This window comes from Paenibacillus sp. AD87 (genome assembly GCF_001659845.1).
Classification (GTDB): Bacteria; Bacillota; Bacilli; order Paenibacillales; family Paenibacillaceae; genus Paenibacillus; species Paenibacillus marchantiae.
In genome coordinates this window covers 2,850,317-2,869,820 of sequence record NZ_LXQN01000007.1, presented here as the reverse complement: position 1 = coordinate 2,869,820, position 19,504 = coordinate 2,850,317, and the positions used below count along the sequence as shown (strand labels likewise).

Below are 19,504 nucleotides of genomic sequence, written 5' to 3'. Positions count from 1 at the left end.
GAGCGCTATTTCCCTAATTTGCTGCAATTGATTTTAGCCTTACTTATTGGTGCTATGCTGCTTCGCCGGCAGTTTATCTGTTGGTGTACCTTTACCATTGTTTTTGTTATGACGTGCTTTTTCGGCGTTCTCATTCACTTTCTTTACAAAATCATGGGTGTTCTCCATGTTTAAGCAAACCTCCTTCAGAAAATCAAAATGTGTAGCCTGAATCAATCTTAATATAACCATTGGAAGATCATTATATTTGGATGCTCCACTCTTACAGTAATATCATTACGACTAGTATGAAACGTCGGTGGGATAAACTGGACATGGGAAGTTCAGGCGTCTAAACTGTATAGAACGATACAACCAAGAAGGGATGCTCCGATCCAAACCATGTTGCAGAAATTCGGTTTTACACAATATGAAAGTCAGGTATATGAGGCCATATTTGCGCAGGATGCACCGCTCGATGCCACATCCATTGTTAATTACTCCAATGTACCCAAGGCTAAGATATACGAAGTGCTTAATCGGCTTATTGATAAGGGAATCGTCCTAACAACTATGCATGGGAAGAAAAAATTGTACATGGCGGTTGATCTTCAGTCCATTATCCTCAAAATTAGGGCTGACTTTGAGAAGGATATTGAGGAATTAAAGACATATAAAATCAAACGTACATTCACAGATGAACATATCTGGACATTGAAGGATGCATCATCCATTGCATCGAACATTGAACAGCTCATTGAGGAAGCGGATTCGTATATCCTTTTTCTGGCCTGGAACGAGCAAATGGAGAAATACCGGGAACTTCTGGAGAGAAAAGAGGCCGAAGGGGTACATGTAGAGGTCTTGGCTGTAGGAGGACTGCAAACGTCTCTAACCCATAAATATTCGTTAATTCCGATGCTTGAGGACAGTAATCTTGAGCCCTCGCAGCTAATCATTGTTGACCATGGCTATCTCTTGTTTGCAGGAATCGAACATGATTCATGGAAGGCCATCAAGACAACGTCCAAACCGATTGTTAAAGCAATGACGGATTATTTCTATCATGACGTCGCTCTTACTCAAATTACCAAAAAATATGGTGACCAGCTGCTTCAGGACGAAGAAATCGCACGTCTGCTGGCGCGATTAATTTATTAAAACGATGGTTCCAAAGCTATTCTTTCGGAGAATAGCTTTTTTGTATTGAAATCTTCTCTTGATTAAGTTACTATCGTAGTTGTAACTTTCGAGGAGGCTTCAAAAATGAATAAAAAAGTATATGTCCTGGCAATCGCGGCATTTGTGGTTGGTACCGTTGAACTCATTTTAGGCGGGATTCTGGACTTGATTGCAACAGATCTTCATCTGACCTTGGCCAAAGCCGGGTATTTAATTTCCATCTTCTCACTTGTCTATGCGTTATCTGCGCCAATTTTGTTAAATATGACGGCCAGATTCGAACGTAAAAAAGTATATATGTGCACTTTATTCGTTTTTCTAATCAGCAATCTCATCTCTGCGTTCAGTGCTAATTTCTATATTCTTTTGGCAGGCAGAGCATTGGGGGCTGCAACGGGCTCGCTTATTTTTGTCCTGTCTTTGACGCTCGCAGCTCGTATTGTGGAGCCCCAATATAAAGGGCGTGCTGTGGGAATAATCACGATGGGAGGAAGTGCATCACTGATTCTGGGGGTACCTCTCGGAATCTTTGTGGGTAATATCGCAGGATGGCGTGAAGTGTTTATGTTGATCGCGATTTTGACTGCAGTAGTCATGGTTGCCATTGGCATTGCCATGGATCGTGTGCAGCCGATTCCGGCAGTATCCCTGAAGAAGCAGCTTACTGCTCTATGGAATCCGAAAATGCTGGCAATCCATGTTACAACATTGCTTGTGCTCGCAGGACACTTAACGTTATATGCTTATTTCACACCATTTCTCCAGGAAGCGCTGGGAGCCAGCTCAACAATGGTCACCTTTATCTATATGATGTTTGGTATCGCTGCTGTGGCAGGGGGAGGAATCGGCGGCATATTATCAGATCGCTTGCACCCAGCCAAAGCCATTATTATCGTGCTGATACCCTTTATCATAAGCATGGCGGTTATTCCATTTAGTACCGGGTTGCCTTTAATTGCCTTCTTGATTCTGCTAAGTATCTGGAGTGCATTAAGCTGGACCGTTACCCCGGTACAGAATAGTCTGATTATCAAAACCTCACCGCCAACGGCTGAAACGTTAATTAGCACCAATTCAGGAATTGCACATGCTGGTATAGCTCTCGGAACCTATATTGGCGGGGTGGTTATCGATCATTCATCCATTATGTATACAGGATGGGTGGGATCAGTTTTAATCCTGATGGGTCTGGTGTCAGCCGTTTATGCAATCAGTCGCAAAGAGCAAACGGTTCAGGCAGTTGGTTAATGCATTCATTTAAAAGTTGTCTATGTAAACTGTTTGATATTGTTTTACTTCAAAAAACCTCTGCGATCCAATAATTATTGGATTCCAGAGGTTTTTTTAATAACATTAGGCACAATACCTCTATATTCAATTTGCAAAGGAACTTGATTTATTTAACTTATCCCATATAATTATTATAGCTTTATAAAGTATCTTAATTTATCGATCCAAATATTAATATAGGCGTAAAGGGGAAACAATCATGAGCAATATTACAACAAAATCGGAAAAACAAAAAATGATCGATGGTGAGCTGTACTTGGCTTCCGATCCCCAATTGTCTCAAGACAGGGAATATGCAAGGAAAATGACACGCATGTACAATCAGACCACAGAAACAGAGGGTGAGCTCCGTACAAAAGTATTGAAAGAGCTATTGGGTTCAACGGGTGAACACTTGAGCATGGAACCGAATATTCATTTTGACTATGGATACAACATTCATGTTGGAGAGCATTTCTATACCAACTTTAACTGTACGATACTTGACGTCTGTGAAGTGCGCATTGGGGATAACTGTTTAATGGGACCTGACGTTCACATATATACCGCTACCCATCCCTTGAATCCATTCGAACGGATAACAGGTGCAGAGTATGGAAAGCCAGTAACCATAGGCAATAATGTATGGATCGGAGGTAGGGCAGTTATTAATCCAGGAGTCACCATTGGGAACAATGTCGTTATTGCTTCCGGTGCCGTAGTTACAAAAGATGTTCCGGACAATATGATTGTTGGTGGAAATCCTGCTAGAATCATTAGAGAGATAGAGCTTTAATCTATTCATTTTGGACAGAAGAGTTGGAGGCATAAGAATTCATGACAGAAAAAGAGAAATCACAACTGGGACTACTGTATAATGCGAATTACGACAAAGAATTAATTGATGAGCGGTTGTACGCGAAGGGACTTTGTTACGAGTACAATCAGCTTCATCCAGGCAAGATCTCTGAGAGAGAGGCGCTGCTCAAAAAGTTGCTTGGAAAAACGACGGATCGTTTCCTCATCGAGCAGCCATTTGTATGTGACTACGGCTATAACATTGAAATTGGTGAGAACTTCTATAGCAATCATAATATCGTTATGCTGGATGGAGCTAAAATCCAGTTTGGTGACAACGTTTTTGTTGCACCAAATTGTGGATTCTATACTGCTGGTCATCCTTATGATGTGGAACAACGTAACGAAGGGCTTGAAATTGTAGGTCCCATCACAGTGGGCAATAATGTATGGATTGGTGGCGGCGTGACTGTGCTTGCGGGTGTGACCATTGGAGATAACACAATCATCGGGGCAGGAAGTGTAGTTACCAGAGACATTCCTTCGGATGTAATTGCTGCGGGTAATCCATGCAGAGTGATTCGCAAAATAACGGAAGCAGACAAAACGAAGTATAGAAGAAGCTAACACAAATGTATACGAACCCTCAGAATGCCCGATGTTTTTTCATCGGGTGTTTTTAAACCCTTTGGAGATATTGTATAGTTACTACATTGGAGAAGAAACTACTGAGTAGGGGTGCTTATGAAAATAGCGAACGCGTATTTGATGAAAGAAATTAATATAAACCATGTACGCCAGGTCATGAAACGGGTAGAAACAGCAACCAAGCCACAACTGGCTTCCTTGACCAAGCTCAGTGTAGTAACCGTCAATTCACTGGTCAAAGAGTTGTGTGAACTGGGTGAACTGTTTGAGGACGAGACAGTACCTTCCAACGGGGGGAGACCTGCATTAACCTACAGATATAATTACGATTTTAGCTTGGCTTTGGTCATGTATATCAACGAAAAGCAGGGGCAGGATCTGATCACAGCCACTGTCATTAACTTAGAGGATAACATGGTGTTCAGAGAAGAATATACGATGCCCGCCTTTGACCAGAGACACTTCTATGAAATCATTGGGAACGTGCTGGCTCAACATGCTTCCATTAAAGTCATCGGTATCGGTATTCCGGGGCAAACCGTGAATGGAGAAATTACGGTGAGCAGTCACCGGCAGTTAGAAGGTGTCCGCATGATTGAAGATCTTGAAGCACAATTCGGATTACCAGTCATGGTGGAAAATGATGTGAACGCTGCAATTAGCGGATATTGCGCAAAAAGAGAGTTAGACGAGGATCAGTGTGTCATCGGAATTTATTTTCCAACCAAATACCCTCCAGGTATGGGCATTTATGTGGACGGTAAAGTGATCAAAGGAAAACGTGGCATGGCCGGGGAAGTCAAATACCTTCCTATGGGAATTGATTGGTATGATACAGTGGAAAAGGAAGCGTTTATTGCAACGGTATGCAAAATGATTCAAATGGTAAATGCGATTCTTGCTCCAGACCAGGTTGTGATTTACCAGAAGATGGTTGAAGAAGATGCAGTGGTTCAAGCGTGGCAAATGTATCAAGGCTATCTGTCGATGCCATCTTATCCTGACATCATTCTAATCGATTCCTTCCAGGAAGACTTTGAAGCAGGGATGCGATGGTTAACATTGAAAGCATTGGAACCGGACCTGGTCCAATTCAACTGAAGACGGACTCCCATAATAATAAAAATCCCTCAGCAGAAAACAAAACATCATCACATTGTATACCAATGCATGTCCTTGTTTTCTGCTGGGGGAGAGCAAGAATGCACCTGCTTCAGGGGTATCCATCCTTAACGTTTCAGGCTTTTGCCATTACTGCCAATGACATCTTTGTACCAGTGGAACGACTTTTTGCGATACCGTTCGAGTGTTCCTGAACCATCGTCATGGCGATCAACATAGATATAACCATAACGCTTTTTCAATTGTGCTGACGAAGCACTGACCACATCAATACATCCCCAGGACGTATAACCCATAACTTCAACGCCGTCTTCAATGGCTTCCCCGACCTGAACAAGATGATCATTCAAGTACTGAATGCGATAGTCATCTTCAACTGTCTTTTCACCATCAGATCCGGTAATAAGCTCGTCCACAGCGCCCAACCCATTTTCCACAATAAAGAGTGGTTTCTGATAACGGTCATAGAACATATTCAAAACATAACGCAGTCCTTGCGGATCGATCTGCCATCCCCATTCACTTGCAGGCAAGTAAGGGTTAGGTATACCTCCAAGCAGGTTACCTTCACCTGCAACTTGTTTATCCGGATCAGCCGTTTGGCAGATACTCATGTAATAGCTGAAAGAAATGAAGTCGACGGTATGGAGCAACATGTCTTCGTCACCATCTTCCATCTGAATCTGGATCCCATTTTCACGGAAGTAACGTTTCATGTATCCAGGATAGCGGCCTCTCACATGTACATCTCCGAAGAAATAATTGCTGTGTTCGAATTCCATCACTTTAATCATGTCATCGGGATTCGGTGTTAGTGGATAGGTCGGCATACTGAGCATCATACAACCAATCTGTGCAGTTGGAATGATCTCATGACAGAGTTTCACAGCAGAAGCGCTGGCTACAAACTCATGGTGTATTGCCTGATAAAGATCCTGCTTGCTCAATTTCTCTTTTGGTGTGTAGATCCCACCGCTCATGAATGGTGCTTCCAGAATCGAATTGATTTCGTTGAACGTGAGCCAGTATTTCACTTTATTTTGATAACGTTTAAATACAGCAGTCACATAACGCTCGTAGAAGCCGACCATCTTCCGATTAACCCAGCCATCATATTCCTTGGAGAGATGGAGAGGTGTCTCGTAGTGGGAAAGGGTGACCAGTGGTACGATTCCGTATTTAAGACACTCGTCAAAGAGATCATCATAGAATTGAAGGCCTTCTTCATTGGGTTCCAGCTCATCGCCTTTAGGGAAAATACGGGACCAGGCGATGGAAGTACGGAATACCTTGAATCCCATCTCAGCGAACAGCTTCACGTCTTCTTTATAACGGTGATAGAGGTCAATCCCGATCAGTTTCATGTTATCTTCAGTCGGTTCTTCAGTAATGGGACCCATGATACCTTTGGGGGCGACATCCTGAGTGGACAAACCTTTGCCACCTAAATTATATGCACCTTCAGCCTGGTTGGCGGCAATCGCACCACCCCACATAAAGTTTTCAGGGAAATGAAATGATGGATGTTGAGAATGAGTCATGTGTATCGCTCCAATCGTTATGAATTCGTTGTGAATATTACATACAGCAGCACTGCATAAAAAAGCTTAATCGTTGGAACGGGTTACACGTCAAGTTTTACTTTTTATTTATTTTGAGGCAAACTGTAAATCATCATAGAAAGTCAGCAAGAAAGGAGACTTCATGTGTCCAAGTTCGATGAAATTATGAAGCTGTCCGGCTACTCGAAGGCCACGGTGTCCAGAGTAATTAATCATTCACCACATGTGAGTGACGAGGCCCGGCAGAAAATAACGCAAATCATGAAACAGCTCAACTATATCCCGAACCGAAATGCCGTTTCGTTATCTACCGGACAGACCAAGCAAATTGGAATTGTCACATCCGCAACCAACGAAATTATTATTACGTTCATGAATCAATTCATTGATACAGCGATGGATTATGGATTCCAGACCCTGATCTATACTTCGCGTGGAGATAAAGAGATTGAATTGCAGGCGTTCGAGGATCTGCGGAGTAAACGAGTAGATGGACTGGTGATTATGACCTGTGTCAATCATCCAGACAAACTGAAAGCCTATTGCGAGTATGGTCCGATTGTATCTTGGCAACGGATGGAAGATGACGAAATTCCGTCAGTTGCTATGGATCAGGCGCAAGGCTACAAGCTGGCTCTTGAACATCTGGTGTCCAAAGGATATACCCGCATTGCCAATGCCTTTGGCAGAGCAGAAAGTCTGAATACCCAGAGTCGGCGTGAAGCCTATGAATCATTTATGGCAGATAAGGGTCTGCCTGTATTACGTGAAGCTTATCAATATTCCGTGTTCAGTTCATCTGACGGAGAAGAGGCGATGCGAAGAATGGCAAGTGGGCCAGAACTTCCTCAAGCGGTGTTATGTTCGAATGATTATGCAGCAATTGGAATTTGGTCCGAAGCACGCAAACAGAATATACAAGTTCCCGAACAACTTGCCATTGTTGGCTTCGATGATATAGAGCTGTCCCGTGTTCTTGGAATAACAACCATACATAATCCAATTGCAGAACAAGCTACGCAGGCCTTTCATCAATTATGGGCCGTCCTTGGCAAGCAGGAGCTACAGCCTCAGCAATTGGAATTTCAACTGATAGAACGTGCAACCACCTAAATTTTTTGGGGGAAAAGCACATCATTGCATACGAATTCTTACACCATTTAGAGAACGTAGCATAGCAAAGGAGGGATCGTTATGGCACGTGTTTTATTTATTAACGGTGGATCAGAGGGGCATGTCAATCCAACGATTGGCGTCGTACAAGAGCTTATTTCACGCGGGGAAGAGGTAGTGTACCTCACTATAGAAGCGTATCGGGAACGTATGGAGAAAACGGGTGCCATAGTCCGAACCTTTGACGGTCCAAAATTCATTAAAGCCTTTGTCTCAGGTGGCAGAGATTATGTGCTCGAGCGAGTCAACGGTCTTTTGCTTACGGCGGATATCGTCATTCCGAGCGTGCTTGAACAGATCAAGGATGAACATTTTGACTACATCATCCATGATTCCATGTTTGGCTGCGGACGTTTGCTTGCGCAAATTCTGAAGCTGCCTTCAGTTAATTCATGCACTTCTTTTGCGCAGACTGAAGAATCTTTCGATCATTTGATGCAGCACTTTTTCTTGAGTGTTCCTGCCGAAATCGCCCAACCTATAAACGATACATTCCATAGCCTGACGATCAGGTTACAGGAAAAATATGATGTGGAGATTGCTTCTCCCTACGAAGTGTTTTGCAATCCTGCGCCGCTTACCATCGTATATACAACAAGGGAATTCCAGCCTTATGGAGATGCATTCGACCACACGTATCATTTTGTAGGTCCGTCCATATTTTCGCGATTAACGCATGAAGACTTCGACCTGACAGCAATAAAAGGGAAAAGACCTATTTACATTTCACTGGGTACAATTTTTAACCAAGCTCTTGATTTCTATAAGCTTTGCTTGGATGCATTGGGGAATACCGATCATACAATTGTCATGTCTGTAGGGGATAGAACACAAATTTCGGATCTGGGAGAAATTCCGGGGAATTTCATTGTTAAACGTTATGTTCCACAAATGGATGTATTGCAGTCCGCTAAATTATTTATCACACATGGCGGGATGAACAGTACCAATGAAGGTTTATATTACGGGGTCCCCCTCATTATACTCCCTCAAAGTGCGGATCAGCCGATCATCGCAGAGCGGGTTGTTAGTAGAGGAGCAGGCCTCAGCTTACAAATGCAAACCTTGACTGTCAGTCAGCTGCGTGAAGCTGTGGATCATGTGTTAGACACTCCCTCTTTCGAGAAAGCTGCTGCGAATTTGAGGGAATCCTTTCGAAAATCAGGCGGGTATCATTATGCTGTTGATGCGATTTTTGAATTTAAGACTCAACATTTCATTCATGGATAGTTCAGTCATTAATTATTCAAAATTGAAGCATTTCCGGACCAGAACCATGCGGTATACTGAACAAGACGTTTCAAGAGAAGCTGCATTATTACAGATGATGTGGCTTCAAGTTGAAACATCTTGTAACAAGTTACATATTTCACAAACTAGCCGCTGGAAAGGTGAGATTGAACAGGATGAAGACAGTGACAGGTCGATTCAGAATTGCAGGCATATGGGAAGGTGTATCATTGCTGCTGTTGATTTTTATAGCCATGCCGCTAAAATATTTAGCCGATATGTCTTCCCCAGTAATGATTATGGGTATGATTCACGGTATTCTTTTTCCGCTATATCTGATTACACTTGTGCATTTGGCAGTTGTGAAGAAGTGGAAAGCTTCACGCTGGTTCATGGGATTGGTAGCAGGCTTATTGCCTTTCGGAACATTTGTATTCGAATCCTATCTTCGCAAGAGAGATTGGAAGTAAAGATTGCTGAAAAGAACAATGACAATGACAGCAGGCGACAAACCCGGATGTTATCCGAACTGGTCGCCTGCTGGTTTTCTGTGCAATTTCTTTTTTGGAAAGAGTCCGAATGCTTATTTTACGGTGCCTTGCTGACGATCTGATAGCAGGCTAACTCCAATATCGCCAGAGGCATCAGATACAGGTGCATACGCGGAGAAGGAAATTACAGCAACCAGGGCAGTAAGCAGAAAAAGAAATGATTTTTTCATACTATAACCTCTTTTCATATGGGATGATCTTCCATCTATATTTTAATGCAGATAGGCTGTGTTTGAAAAGAAAATGTTTAGGTGAGCGCGAGATTTGTACAGTCAATCATTCGTGATAAACTATAGTTTAACTATAGTTGCCAACTGACCGAAAGGGATGACCCATATGAAAGAGCTCCATACGTTAACATCCATAGAAATGATCGAAGGAATGATTCAACAACATGAATTGGTTTTTTTGTACGTATCACGGCCAGAGTGCAGTGTATGTCTCGCCTTACTCCCTAAGATTAGGGAGTTACTTGAACCGTATCCAATGGTGCGCTTGGCCCACATCAACGCTAACCAAGTGGAAGAGGTGGCATCCAGGTTTCTTATTTTCACAGTTCCCTCGATGATTATGTTGGTGGAGCAGAAGGAGTATATTCGAGCCGATCGTTTTGTTCGCTTTGATCGATTGGAAGAGCAGGTGCAACAAATTTATCATATTTACACCCAGAACGGGAAATTAGAAGCATGATTATCGGCAGCTCATATATGAGCTGCTTTTTTGCATAATATGCCATGAACATAGGGTGAACGCTTATACACGTAGTCCCACTTTGGAATAAAATACAGTAATAAATTGTATGAGGAAGAAGTGAGCGGATTGAGAATCGATTTGGGTAGCGGAAAAAATAAACACCAAAATTGTACGGGAATTGATCGAATAGCATATCCCACGACCAACATTGTTCACGATATCAATTCGCCCCTCCCGATTGATGATAATTGTGCCACATTTGTGATGTGTTCACACAGCTTGCAATATGTTGATCATTTGCAGCAGGTGATGGAGGAAATATACAGGATTAGTACACACAAAGCGATTGTCTGTATCGTGGCCCCCTATGCACATGTAACCTCACATATGGTTAATCCCCATTTCAAGCAGTTGTTTAATGAATACATGCCCCAATTCTGGACCTCTCAGGTCAATGAAATACATGATGACAAGTCACCTTTGTATAGTTCAGATCGCCTGCAGCTTCAGGAGGAGACAGTAGAATCCCCTATCGATTTCAGGTTGCTCAACATGGAGTTTTTCTATTTCCCTTCCTATCACGGTTTATACAATGAAACGGAACTGGAACTGTTACGACACTCCCAACTGAATGTAGCTTATCAGATTATGTATCATCTCCTTGTTGTAAAGCAGCCGATTTCAGATGCCGAAGTTGCTGGATACCAATCAAGCGAACTGCTGGAGGAGCCGGATTACATCAAAGAGCAGAGAATTCAATATCAGGATCAGGAAGGACTGGAGAAGCCCTTTTATCTGGAACACTTGTCTCCCACATCTGGTGAAAAGGAAAGCGAAGAAATAGAAAAAAAACTCCCCTTACGCAAACAAAGTAAGAGGAGTACATCTAGAACGAGTAATCGGGTAAAATCCAAGCGCACAAATTCTATTCGAACGGCAAAGAAGAAAAAGAAACGGCTTTGAATTCTATTCTTCGGCCTCAACCACTGTCACGGAAACCTTGTTCGAAGCCAGCGTAATTGGAACCAAGCTGCCGTCTGGAAGGACGAAGGCAAGAGAGACTGTAGCTTGGTTAATGAGCTTTCCATTGGACGGCTGGTGCTTAATTTGGGCAGTGTATCTTACCTCTACGGATTCTCCAGCTTGCAAGTCTTCCAAGGAGATTCCTCCTGCTAAATTGCAATCATGTTGGTTAAGACCTTTCACAGTAACACTACCAGGAACCAAAATAGCGCCATGTTGCAATTGATCAGTCAGAACCAGGTTCCTGGCTGCAAACGAACTCGTATTCTGAATCAGGATCACATATTCAACCGTTTCTCCAACCTCTACTACACTGCTGCTTGCCGTTTTCTGGACAGGAATAACAGGTGCCGAGATTGGTATGGAAGGAACAGTTGGGGTAGACGACTGGGAACCTGAAGAACTTGGTGTTGTCGGAGTTTCAGCTATAACCGGATTAACAGGTGGTGGTACTGGCGGAGTTGGAGGCTCAGGAGGCCCAGGTGGTGCTGGCGGAACTGGTGGAACTGGGAAAATCACCTGCATGAGAACGACATTGGACAAAACGTTAAATGAAACCTCTCCTAAGGTATAGGAAACACTTGCCTGATTGATAACCTGGGCTAATGTAATTCCTTGATTCACAATGACTTGGAAGGTGATTGGAATCGCGGATAGGGCCGCGATATTCTCTACCTCGAATCCATTATTTGGATTAAATCCGGGTACGCTCACATCTCTGATCGTAACACTATTGTTAACAAAAGTAGTTCCTTCAGGAATCTGGTCCGTAAATATAATGGCACTAAACGGGACATTATTACCATTCGTCAACAAGAAGGAGAAAGTGATTGTTTCTCCCGGAACGGCTTGGGTCGGCAAAGCTGATTTAACAATCTCCAGAAGGGGATCGCTGATAAAAGTTGTGACTAAATCGGACTCCACAGAATTGGAAATGACTCTACCACCTGGAAGAGTGAAACTATAATTCACTATTGCTGTATTCACCACCTGATTATTCGATGGGAATGACAGAATATTTACCTGAAAGTTAATTGTGAATATTTCACCCGGTGCCACAACGCCTAATGGAATACCGTTAACAGGATTATCACTTCTATAGACTCCATTTACTGTTAAAGTGCCAGGGATAAAGACCGATTCAGGTGGAATTGGATCAATAACGATTACATCTGCTGCAATATTCCCTGTGTTTTGAACGACAAGCTGATAGAACACGGTATTTCCAAGATCTACGGCGGCGGGGGTACCAGATTTAAGAATGGTAATGACAGGATTATAGACAGGAATGGAAACGACATTGGACAGCGAACTTCCACTTACTCCGTTTATGGCAAAGGTAACGGTGCCCTGATTGGTTAACGTCTCGGTCACAGGCTGCGGTGTAAGTGCATTGACGTTGACCTGGAACGTCACTGTCGTGGAGCTACCTGCACCTATAGTGCCGATACTTACGCCTGTGGAGGGATCAATCCCAGGTTGAGCTACACCATTCAGGGTGAGGCTGTCAGGCACAAAACTTGACCCATCCGGAATGGGGTCCGTAAGAAAGACGGATGTTGCCTGCAATTCTGTAGGATTCTGAACGAGCAGCGTATACGTAATAATATCTCCTGGGGCCGCGGCGGAAACGTCAGCTGATTTGGCAAGCGACAGAACCCCCGGTTCGGACACGGGAATCGTCACCGTATTGGACAAGGATGAACCCGGAATGATCCGCCCGTCAGGAAGCGTATAGGTGTAATCTCCAGTAGCCTGATTGACGAGCTCAGGCGGAGTTGGCACAGATGTCACTGTAGCTAGAAAAGTAACCGTCACCGGAAAATTGGGCTGGATCGTTCCCAAGTTAATTCCGGTTATTGGGTTGGCACTGCTCCAACGGTTACCACTGATCAGCACACTATTCGGTACAAAAGCCTCGCCTGCCGGTAATGGGTCAACCAGGATAACGTCAGCGTTATAGTTACCGTCATTGGACACCAAAACGGTATACGCAATAATATCGCCCACAACAGCAGTCGATGGGACAGCTGATTTTACCAGCGCAATGACGGGTTCAAACACCCGGACATTGACGATATTGGATAAGGCCGTTCCAGTGAATTCTCCGGTTGTAAACGTAACGGTGGCCTGATCAACCAGGAACAGGGGAAAAGGAACCGGCGGAGCTGTTCCGACCACACTGACCTGGAACGTGACGGTTGCAGAGCCGTTGGCTGGAATTGTTCCGATAGGGACCCCTACGCTAGGATCGACTCCTGGGAGAGATGCACCGTTCACCGTTACACTGTCCGGAACCAGAACAGAAGCAACAGGAATAGGGTCTGTGAGACTGACATTGGTTGCGTCAACCGGATCATTATTCTGAACAACTAGCGTGTATGTGACAATATCCCCGATAACGGCTTGGAGCTCACTTGCTGTTTTGACTACGGTCAGATTGTCTGCCGAAATGGGAATAACCACTAGATTGGAACTGCTGCTGCCAGGAATAATGCGGCCGTCCGGTGGAGTGAAGGTGAAGCTGGCATTACCTTGGTTAACAATCTGAAACGAAGCCGGTAATGATGTAATTACGACTTGAAAACTGACCAGGGTCGAGCCACCTGTCGGTACGAGGCCTAGAGAAATGCCGGCATTCGGATCGGCAAGAGGGACCGGAAGGCTATTTACGAGTACACTTCCGGCAACAAAGGTGGCATCTGGCGGAATGATGTCCGTTAATGTGGTTGTTGCCCCAATATTTCCTGAATTGGTCACGGTAAACTGAAAGGTCACGGCTTCCCCGACTACGGCAAACGTAGGTGTAGCAGCCTTAACAACGGCTATAATGGCCTGGAACACAGGAATGATGACCATATTGGAGAAGGAAACTCCGCTAAAGGTACCGCTGTCGAAGCTCACCTGGGCCTGATCTGTTAGTTGAGGTGGTGAGGGCAGGGTAGTTACCTGAACACTGAAAGTGACTGTGGCTGATGCACCAGGCAAGAGAGTACCGACAGAGATACCAGAAACAGGATCTGCTGTAGGCTGGGGTACACCATTTAACGTGACACTTCCAGTTAGAAACGAGGAACCCGTTGGAATGTTATCGGTCAGTACAGCGTTGGTAATGCTGCTGGCATCCTGATTGGTAACTGTAAAGGAATAGGTAACGGTATCACCAACCACTGCATCTGTAGCAGCAGTTGATTTCACAACACTCAACATAGGTAGCGAGACAGGGATGACAACCGTGTTAGATGTAACAGATCCGGGAATTACACGGCCATCTGGTGGCTGAAAGGTATAGGAGGCTGTTCCCTGATTGACCAATTGCAATCCAGCTGGCTGACTAACAACACTTACCTGGAAAGTGACTGTAGAGGTTGCGTTGGGTGCAACCGGACCAATAGGTATTCCTGCAACAGGGTCAGCGGCTGGTTGAGAAACACCATTGACGGTTACGCTGCCCGGTACAAAGACGGAACCGTCTGGTATATTGTCTAGGACGGTTGTTGTGGCATCAATATTTCCCGTATTGGTTACGACCAACGTGTAGGTCACTGTATCTCCGACAAGAGCATTGGTTGTGTCTGCGCTTTTGACAATAGCCACATTGGGTTCATAGATGGGAACCACCACTGCATTGGAGGTAACCGCAGTATTAATAATCGGACCATCGGGTACGGTAGGGGCAGTATAACCGATTCTGGCTTGGTTAAACAACTGAGCCGGTACAGGTACGGATGTGACCAATACCTGGAAGGTCACGGTAGCGGAGGTTCCCGAGTTGAGATCTCCAATGGGAAATCCAGTTACCGGATCTGTACCCGGCAGTGAAACCCCATTGAGTGTGATGCTATTCGTTACGAAGGAGCTTCCTGCAGGAATGTTGTCAAAGAACATAACGTTCGTTGCATTAACCAATGAAGTATTAGAGATGATAATGGTATATGTTACTGTATCTCCGACGACGGCATCAGGTACGTTGGCACTTTTGACAGCATTGAGAGCAGGAAGGTTGATATCAATCTGTAATCCGTTGCCGTCAACAAGATAGCCGTCGCCATTCGTTGTGAGCTGGAAGGCTGCTTGAGTCTGTGTATTGAGCAATGTAAATCCGACATCCACATTCGTAATATCCCAGCCTTGACGACCGCCCACGATGTTCGTACCAGGGGTTCCATTGATTTGATTCCTTGTCCCGAACGTTCCAGAGGTATCGAGGTTTCCGGAATCATCATTGATCTGTGAAGCGAAGAAGTTGTTGGGGAAGTTGTTCGGTCCTGACAGATTCGTCACAGTGGCAATGGTCGGTCCAAAACGTGCCTGATCCCCGGTCTTGTTCGCATCACCCTCCTGTGTACTGAATTGTGCCCGACCTGCGAGGGGACCCATGAATGGTGTGGCAAATCCATCAATAATCATGTTGACAGGACCCGAAGTGGAAAGAATGACATCGGCATTTACTCGAATGGACATGTTTCTCAAAGGCAGGGCAGCATTCTGGTACACTACTGCAAGTGTCCAGCCCGCATGGTTGGAGGTCGGATCGGGTATGGACAGTGTTCCAACCACACCACTTGTCGTATAGGTTCCTGCTCCTCCAGCAGTGATTAGATTAGTAACATTTGCAGAACGAACGTAGGCATAAGTTGTAGGGAATCCGGCAGCAGTGGACAAGATGACTTCAAAACTGGTTGCCGGGTCCGGAAAAACGCTGGTCTGACTTACTGGAGTTGTAAACTGTACAGCATCATTGATAAAGGCGGAATTGTTCTCCGTATTATCAATGTATGTACCCCCCCAGATTAATTCGGCATAGAGGATGCTGCTGCCAGCGGGGATTTGTAGTACAGCAGAGGAGCTGTTGTTCTGAAAAAGATTCGTTGTTCCTGGTGGATATGTTCCAAACTGCTGTGTGGTATCTGTCGTAATATAAGCCCCGATACTGTCAACCGTCCCGGGAACACCAACAGTTTCAGAGCGGCTAAGTCCAAGCGTATTGCCTGTGAAAGTAACTGCACCATTTTCATTTATCGCATACCTTTCAATAAAGGCCATTATCATCTTCCTTCCGCATAGTTAGTCTCTACACATATATTTTCGCCGTATCTTGTACCATGCCAAAAATCGTGAATAAATGAGTAGCAAAAAAAAACATTGAATAAGTGTTGTATTGAAAACGGTTTTATGCTAATTTAAAATATATAAAAACGTTTTTATAGCAAAGGACCAAAAAATTATGGGAAAGATTACAATTAAAGATGTTGCAAGGGAAGCCGGGGTATCCATTTCTACGGTTTCCAACGCCTTGAACGGCGTGGATGTCTTAAACCCAGAGACCAAATCACATGTCCTGAAGGTGGCAGAGCGTTTAAACTACGTTCCCAACTTGAACGGCAAGCTGCTAAAATCCGGGCAAACCAAAATGCTGGGCTTTTTCACCACAAGTGTGTCGGGTCCGTACTTTTATAAGCTGGTTGAATCCATGTCTCGTGAATGCGATCGTCTGGGCTACGGGCTGAATGTGTTTGTGACCAAGGATAAGCAGGTCATTATGAGTAATATTCTGGGACGGCGTGTGGATGGCGTTATCATCTACGAAGAACTGCGGATTGATGAGCAGGATATTGTCGCTATGGAGAAAGACAAGATTAAGGCTGTATTTCTGGATCGGGTCTATCAGAGCGATACTATGGGAAGCGTCATATTCGACTCTTATGTAGCGGGTTACGAAGCAACCAAGTATTTAATTGGACTGGGGCACAAGAAAATTGCTTACATATCCGGCGTGGACACCATGTTTGACAGTAATCAGCGTAGAGATGGATATTTGGCCGCTTTGCGTGAGTACCAGCTTCCGTTGGATGATGATTACATCTTACAGGGATATTTTGAGGAAGAGGGCACCTACAGTGCTGTAAAATCTTTTCTTCATCTGCATCCTGCCAAGCTGCCTGATGCTTTTCTTGCAGGAAATGATGTGAGTGCAATCGGCTGCATCCATGCGTTGAAGTCTCATGGCTTCGAGGTTCCTCAAGATGTAAGTGTAGTAGGCTTCGATGATATTGATATTGCCCAATATTTTTCCCCGCCATTAAGTACCGTACGAAACCAGATTGCAAGGCAGGGTATCTTGGCGATCAATCACCTGGTTCGCATGATCAAGAAGAAGGAACATGGGGTATCACAAAAACTGGCGGGTGAACTTATCATACGGGGCTCCAGTCATGTGAAGATGGACCGGAGTGATTTTTTAACATAACTGATTCAATCATTTCCGGTCTTTTTTAAATTTTAGATTTGAGATTAGGGGGTTTTTTTGTCATAAAATAAAAACGTTTTTATGAGGAAATGCTTAAGTTGGAGGGGAGAAAAAGAGCGTGAGTAAATTAGCCGTAGAGACGTCGTCAACCGGTAAAAAGCCTGTAAGACCGGGGGGAAGGAAGCCAATCGGACAAAGAGTGAAAGAGTTCGTCATCGATTATCGAAGACAATGGGAAATTCAATCGATGATTATACCCGGCATCATTTTTATGATTATTTTTTGTTACATTCCGATATACGGATTGACGATTGCATTCAAAAATTACACCGTTATTGATACGCTGTCTAGCGCACCATGGGTCGGTTTGGAAAATTTCAGAATCATTATGTCAGACAAATACTTCTGGGATGCCGTAGTGAATACGCTGGGGATCAGCTTTTTGAAATTGGGTATCGGGTTTGTCATTCCCATTATCCTGGCGATCATGATCTATGAATTAAACAGCGGACGTTTCAAAAAGTTCGTGCAAACGATTTCATATCTACCTCACTTTCTGTCCTGGATTGTACTGGGCGGCATGCTGATCACCTGGTTTTCAACAACGGGATTGTTTAATCAGCTGCTACTCAGCTTGGGAGTGATCTCGCAACCGCAGAACATTTTGCTGGATGCAGGTAAGTATTGGTGGATTGCAGTTTTATCAGATATTTGGAAAGAGGCCGGCTGGGGAACGATTCTGTATTTGGCGATTATGTCCAAGATTGATCCTACGTATTACGAGGCAGCCAAAATTGATGGTGCAAGCCGTCTCAGACAAATTTGGAATATCACATTGCCTAACATGAAGTCAATCATTAGCCTTAATCTGATTCTTACTGTAAGCGGTTTACTTGGTTCCAATCTGGACCAGACGCTCGTTCTGATGAACTCGCAAAACCGTGACAAGGCAGAAGTTATCAATTCGTATGTATATCGTATGGGGATGTCACAGGGTGACTTTTCGTATGCTACCGCGGTTGGTCTGGGCGTCTCGATTGTGTCCGTTATTCTGTTGGTCACCGCGAACAAAATTACAAGCAAATTAAACGATAATCAATCTGTGCTGTAGAAGGAGGCATCCCGTGTGAATGGAAAGGTGGCTAAAGAAGATCTCGATAGTCGGATCTTTGATACCTTAAATATTATTTTACTCGCTATTTGTACTGTCGTTATTGTGGTTCCGCTCTGGAATGTCATTATCTCTTCTTTTAGCTCGGGCAAGGCTTTGGCGGAAGGCGGGTTCATCTTCTGGTCACCGGAGTTCTCGCTGGAGAATTATAGAGCCGTATTCAACGATTCGAGCATCTGGCAAGCGTTCTTCATCTCCGTTTCCAAAACAACAATCGGAGTCATTACACACGTGTTCTTCTGTGCCATGGTCGGTTACGGTCTGAGCAAAAAGCATATACGTGGCCGTAAACTGTACGTAGCCATGGGGGTTATCACGATGTTCTTCTCTGGCGGAATGATCCCAACGTACTTATTGATCAAATCACTTGGCCTGCTCAACAGCTTCTGGGTGTACATTATTCCGGCATTGTTCAGCTTCTATGATGTCGTCATTCTGATGAATTTCTTCCGGAATGTACCGGATTCCCTGGAGGAGTCAGCCAAAATCGATGGTGCAGGAGACTGGCATATTTTCCTCAAAATCTTCATCCCGCTGTCCATGCCAGCGATGGCAACTATTGCATTGTTCAATGGGGTAGGGCAATGGAATGACTTTATGACAACCAAGTTGTACATTACCGATCAGTCGCTGTATCCGCTGCAGATGATGCTGTACGAGATTATTGTTCAGTCCCAAACGCAATCCATGCAAAATGTGGGCGGCTCGGCAGTCATCGAAACAACGACTAAAGGGGTGCAACTGGCTACGATTGTTATTACTACACTGCCGATCATACTGATCTATCCTATCCTTCAAAGATACTTTATCTCGGGTATGATGCTGGGAGCAGTCAAGGAGTAAGAGGAATCTA

17 protein-coding genes are annotated in these 19,504 nt (G+C 44.3%); 13 read left to right on the top strand and 4 right to left on the bottom strand.

Annotated features, from left to right (window positions below; all coding sequences use genetic code 11):
- Positions 1–39 precede the first annotated feature (39 nt).
- Positions 40–168, bottom strand: coding sequence for a DUF4023 family protein (locus tag gpAD87_RS31500; RefSeq protein ID WP_082935108.1), 129 nt, complete (start codon positions 166–168; stop codon positions 40–42).
- Between the two features lie 213 nt (positions 169–381).
- Between gpAD87_RS31500 and gpAD87_RS12470 the strand changes: the two genes are divergently transcribed.
- The 5 genes from gpAD87_RS12470 to gpAD87_RS12450 all read left to right on the top strand — a co-directional run bounded on the left by gpAD87_RS12470 (position 382) and on the right by gpAD87_RS12450 (position 4,977).
- Positions 382–1,140 (top strand): TrmB family transcriptional regulator, encoded by a 759-nt coding sequence (locus gpAD87_RS12470; protein WP_064638684.1) that lies wholly within the window; start codon positions 382–384, stop codon positions 1,138–1,140.
- Between the two features lie 105 nt (positions 1,141–1,245).
- On the top strand, positions 1,246–2,409 hold the full coding sequence (locus gpAD87_RS12465; protein WP_064638683.1) for an MFS transporter: 1,164 nt from the start codon (positions 1,246–1,248) through the stop codon (positions 2,407–2,409).
- Between the two features lie 241 nt (positions 2,410–2,650).
- Positions 2,651–3,226, top strand: coding sequence for a sugar O-acetyltransferase (locus gpAD87_RS12460; RefSeq protein WP_180287047.1), 576 nt, complete (start codon positions 2,651–2,653; stop codon positions 3,224–3,226).
- Positions 3,227–3,267: 41 nt separating this feature from the next.
- Positions 3,268–3,855: a sugar O-acetyltransferase gene (locus tag gpAD87_RS12455; RefSeq protein ID WP_064638682.1), complete on the top strand. Its 588-nt coding sequence runs from the start codon at positions 3,268–3,270 to the stop codon at positions 3,853–3,855.
- 117 nt (positions 3,856–3,972) lie between these two features.
- A complete protein-coding gene (locus gpAD87_RS12450; protein WP_064638681.1) occupies positions 3,973–4,977 on the top strand; it encodes an ROK family protein in 1,005 nt (334 codons plus the stop codon).
- A 128-nt stretch (positions 4,978–5,105) separates the two neighbouring features.
- Here gpAD87_RS12450 and gpAD87_RS12445 read toward each other — a convergent pair whose 3' ends face one another.
- Positions 5,106–6,539, bottom strand: a complete 1,434-nt coding sequence (locus gpAD87_RS12445) for a glycoside hydrolase family 1 protein (protein WP_064638680.1) — start codon at positions 6,537–6,539, stop codon at positions 5,106–5,108.
- Positions 6,540–6,704: 165 nt separating this feature from the next.
- Here gpAD87_RS12445 and gpAD87_RS12440 point away from each other — a divergent pair, with 165 nt between their 5' ends.
- The 3 genes from gpAD87_RS12440 (at position 6,705) to gpAD87_RS12430 (ending at position 9,433) form a co-directional block, all read left to right on the top strand.
- Positions 6,705–7,673: a LacI family DNA-binding transcriptional regulator gene (locus gpAD87_RS12440; RefSeq protein WP_064638679.1), complete on the top strand. Its 969-nt coding sequence runs from the start codon at positions 6,705–6,707 to the stop codon at positions 7,671–7,673.
- Between the two features lie 81 nt (positions 7,674–7,754).
- Positions 7,755–8,963 carry a macrolide family glycosyltransferase gene (locus tag gpAD87_RS12435; RefSeq protein WP_064638678.1) on the top strand — a complete coding sequence of 403 codons (1,209 nt, stop codon included), beginning with the start codon at positions 7,755–7,757 and terminating at the stop codon, positions 8,961–8,963.
- A 176-nt stretch (positions 8,964–9,139) separates the two neighbouring features.
- Positions 9,140–9,433, top strand: a complete 294-nt coding sequence (locus gpAD87_RS12430; protein ID WP_064638677.1) for a DUF3817 domain-containing protein — start codon at positions 9,140–9,142, stop codon at positions 9,431–9,433.
- Positions 9,434–9,546: 113 nt separating this feature from the next.
- Here gpAD87_RS12430 and gpAD87_RS31800 read toward each other — a convergent pair whose 3' ends face one another.
- Positions 9,547–9,684, bottom strand: coding sequence for a hypothetical protein (locus gpAD87_RS31800; protein ID WP_157258455.1), 138 nt, complete (start codon positions 9,682–9,684; stop codon positions 9,547–9,549).
- A gap of 166 nt (positions 9,685–9,850) precedes the next feature.
- Here gpAD87_RS31800 and gpAD87_RS12425 point away from each other — a divergent pair, with 166 nt between their 5' ends.
- Positions 9,851–10,204, top strand: coding sequence for a thioredoxin family protein (locus gpAD87_RS12425; RefSeq protein ID WP_064638676.1), 354 nt, complete (start codon positions 9,851–9,853; stop codon positions 10,202–10,204).
- A gap of 120 nt (positions 10,205–10,324) precedes the next feature.
- Positions 10,325–11,170: a methyltransferase domain-containing protein gene (locus gpAD87_RS12420; RefSeq protein ID WP_269453507.1), complete on the top strand. Its 846-nt coding sequence runs from the start codon at positions 10,325–10,327 to the stop codon at positions 11,168–11,170.
- Positions 11,171–11,173: 3 nt separating this feature from the next.
- Here gpAD87_RS12420 and gpAD87_RS12415 read toward each other — a convergent pair whose 3' ends face one another.
- Entirely contained in the window at positions 11,174–16,276 is a 5,103-nt protein-coding gene (locus tag gpAD87_RS12415; protein WP_064638674.1) for a DUF7507 domain-containing protein, read from the bottom strand.
- A gap of 181 nt (positions 16,277–16,457) precedes the next feature.
- Between gpAD87_RS12415 and gpAD87_RS12410 the strand changes: the two genes are divergently transcribed.
- The 3 genes from gpAD87_RS12410 (at position 16,458) to gpAD87_RS12400 (ending at position 19,494) form a co-directional block, all read left to right on the top strand.
- Positions 16,458–17,480, top strand: a complete 1,023-nt coding sequence (locus tag gpAD87_RS12410; protein ID WP_063563590.1) for a LacI family DNA-binding transcriptional regulator — start codon at positions 16,458–16,460, stop codon at positions 17,478–17,480.
- A gap of 118 nt (positions 17,481–17,598) precedes the next feature.
- Positions 17,599–18,591 carry an ABC transporter permease gene (locus gpAD87_RS12405; protein WP_197521411.1) on the top strand — a complete coding sequence of 331 codons (993 nt, stop codon included), beginning with the start codon at positions 17,599–17,601 and terminating at the stop codon, positions 18,589–18,591.
- A gap of 15 nt (positions 18,592–18,606) precedes the next feature.
- Positions 18,607–19,494, top strand: coding sequence for a carbohydrate ABC transporter permease (locus gpAD87_RS12400; RefSeq protein ID WP_064638673.1), 888 nt, complete (start codon positions 18,607–18,609; stop codon positions 19,492–19,494).
- The last annotated feature ends 10 nt before the right edge of the window (positions 19,495–19,504 follow it).

Bases quoted from the DNA above. Each gene is read 5' to 3' on its own strand.
- gpAD87_RS12460 (WP_180287047.1), top strand. From the start codon at position 2,651: ATGAGCAATATTACAACAAAATCGGAAAAACAAAAAATGATCGATGGT.
- gpAD87_RS12465 (WP_064638683.1), top strand. From the start codon at position 1,246: ATGAATAAAAAAGTATATGTCCTGGCAATCGCGGCATTTGTGGTTGGT.
- gpAD87_RS12470 (WP_064638684.1), top strand. From the start codon at position 382: ATGTTGCAGAAATTCGGTTTTACACAATATGAAAGTCAGGTATATGAG.
- gpAD87_RS31500 (WP_082935108.1), bottom strand. From the start codon at position 168: ATGGAGAACACCCATGATTTTGTAAAGAAAGTGAATGAGAACGCCGAA.
- gpAD87_RS12415 (WP_064638674.1), bottom strand. From the start codon at position 16,276: ATGGCCTTTATTGAAAGGTATGCGATAAATGAAAATGGTGCAGTTACT.
- gpAD87_RS12430 (WP_064638677.1), top strand. From the start codon at position 9,140: ATGAAGACAGTGACAGGTCGATTCAGAATTGCAGGCATATGGGAAGGT.
- gpAD87_RS12410 (WP_063563590.1), top strand. From the start codon at position 16,458: ATGGGAAAGATTACAATTAAAGATGTTGCAAGGGAAGCCGGGGTATCC.
- gpAD87_RS12445 (WP_064638680.1), bottom strand. From the start codon at position 6,539: ATGACTCATTCTCAACATCCATCATTTCATTTCCCTGAAAACTTTATG.
- gpAD87_RS31800 (WP_157258455.1), bottom strand. From the start codon at position 9,684: ATGAAAAAATCATTTCTTTTTCTGCTTACTGCCCTGGTTGCTGTAATT.
- gpAD87_RS12455 (WP_064638682.1), top strand. From the start codon at position 3,268: ATGACAGAAAAAGAGAAATCACAACTGGGACTACTGTATAATGCGAAT.
- gpAD87_RS12435 (WP_064638678.1), top strand. From the start codon at position 7,755: ATGGCACGTGTTTTATTTATTAACGGTGGATCAGAGGGGCATGTCAAT.
- gpAD87_RS12450 (WP_064638681.1), top strand. From the start codon at position 3,973: ATGAAAATAGCGAACGCGTATTTGATGAAAGAAATTAATATAAACCAT.
- gpAD87_RS12425 (WP_064638676.1), top strand. From the start codon at position 9,851: ATGAAAGAGCTCCATACGTTAACATCCATAGAAATGATCGAAGGAATG.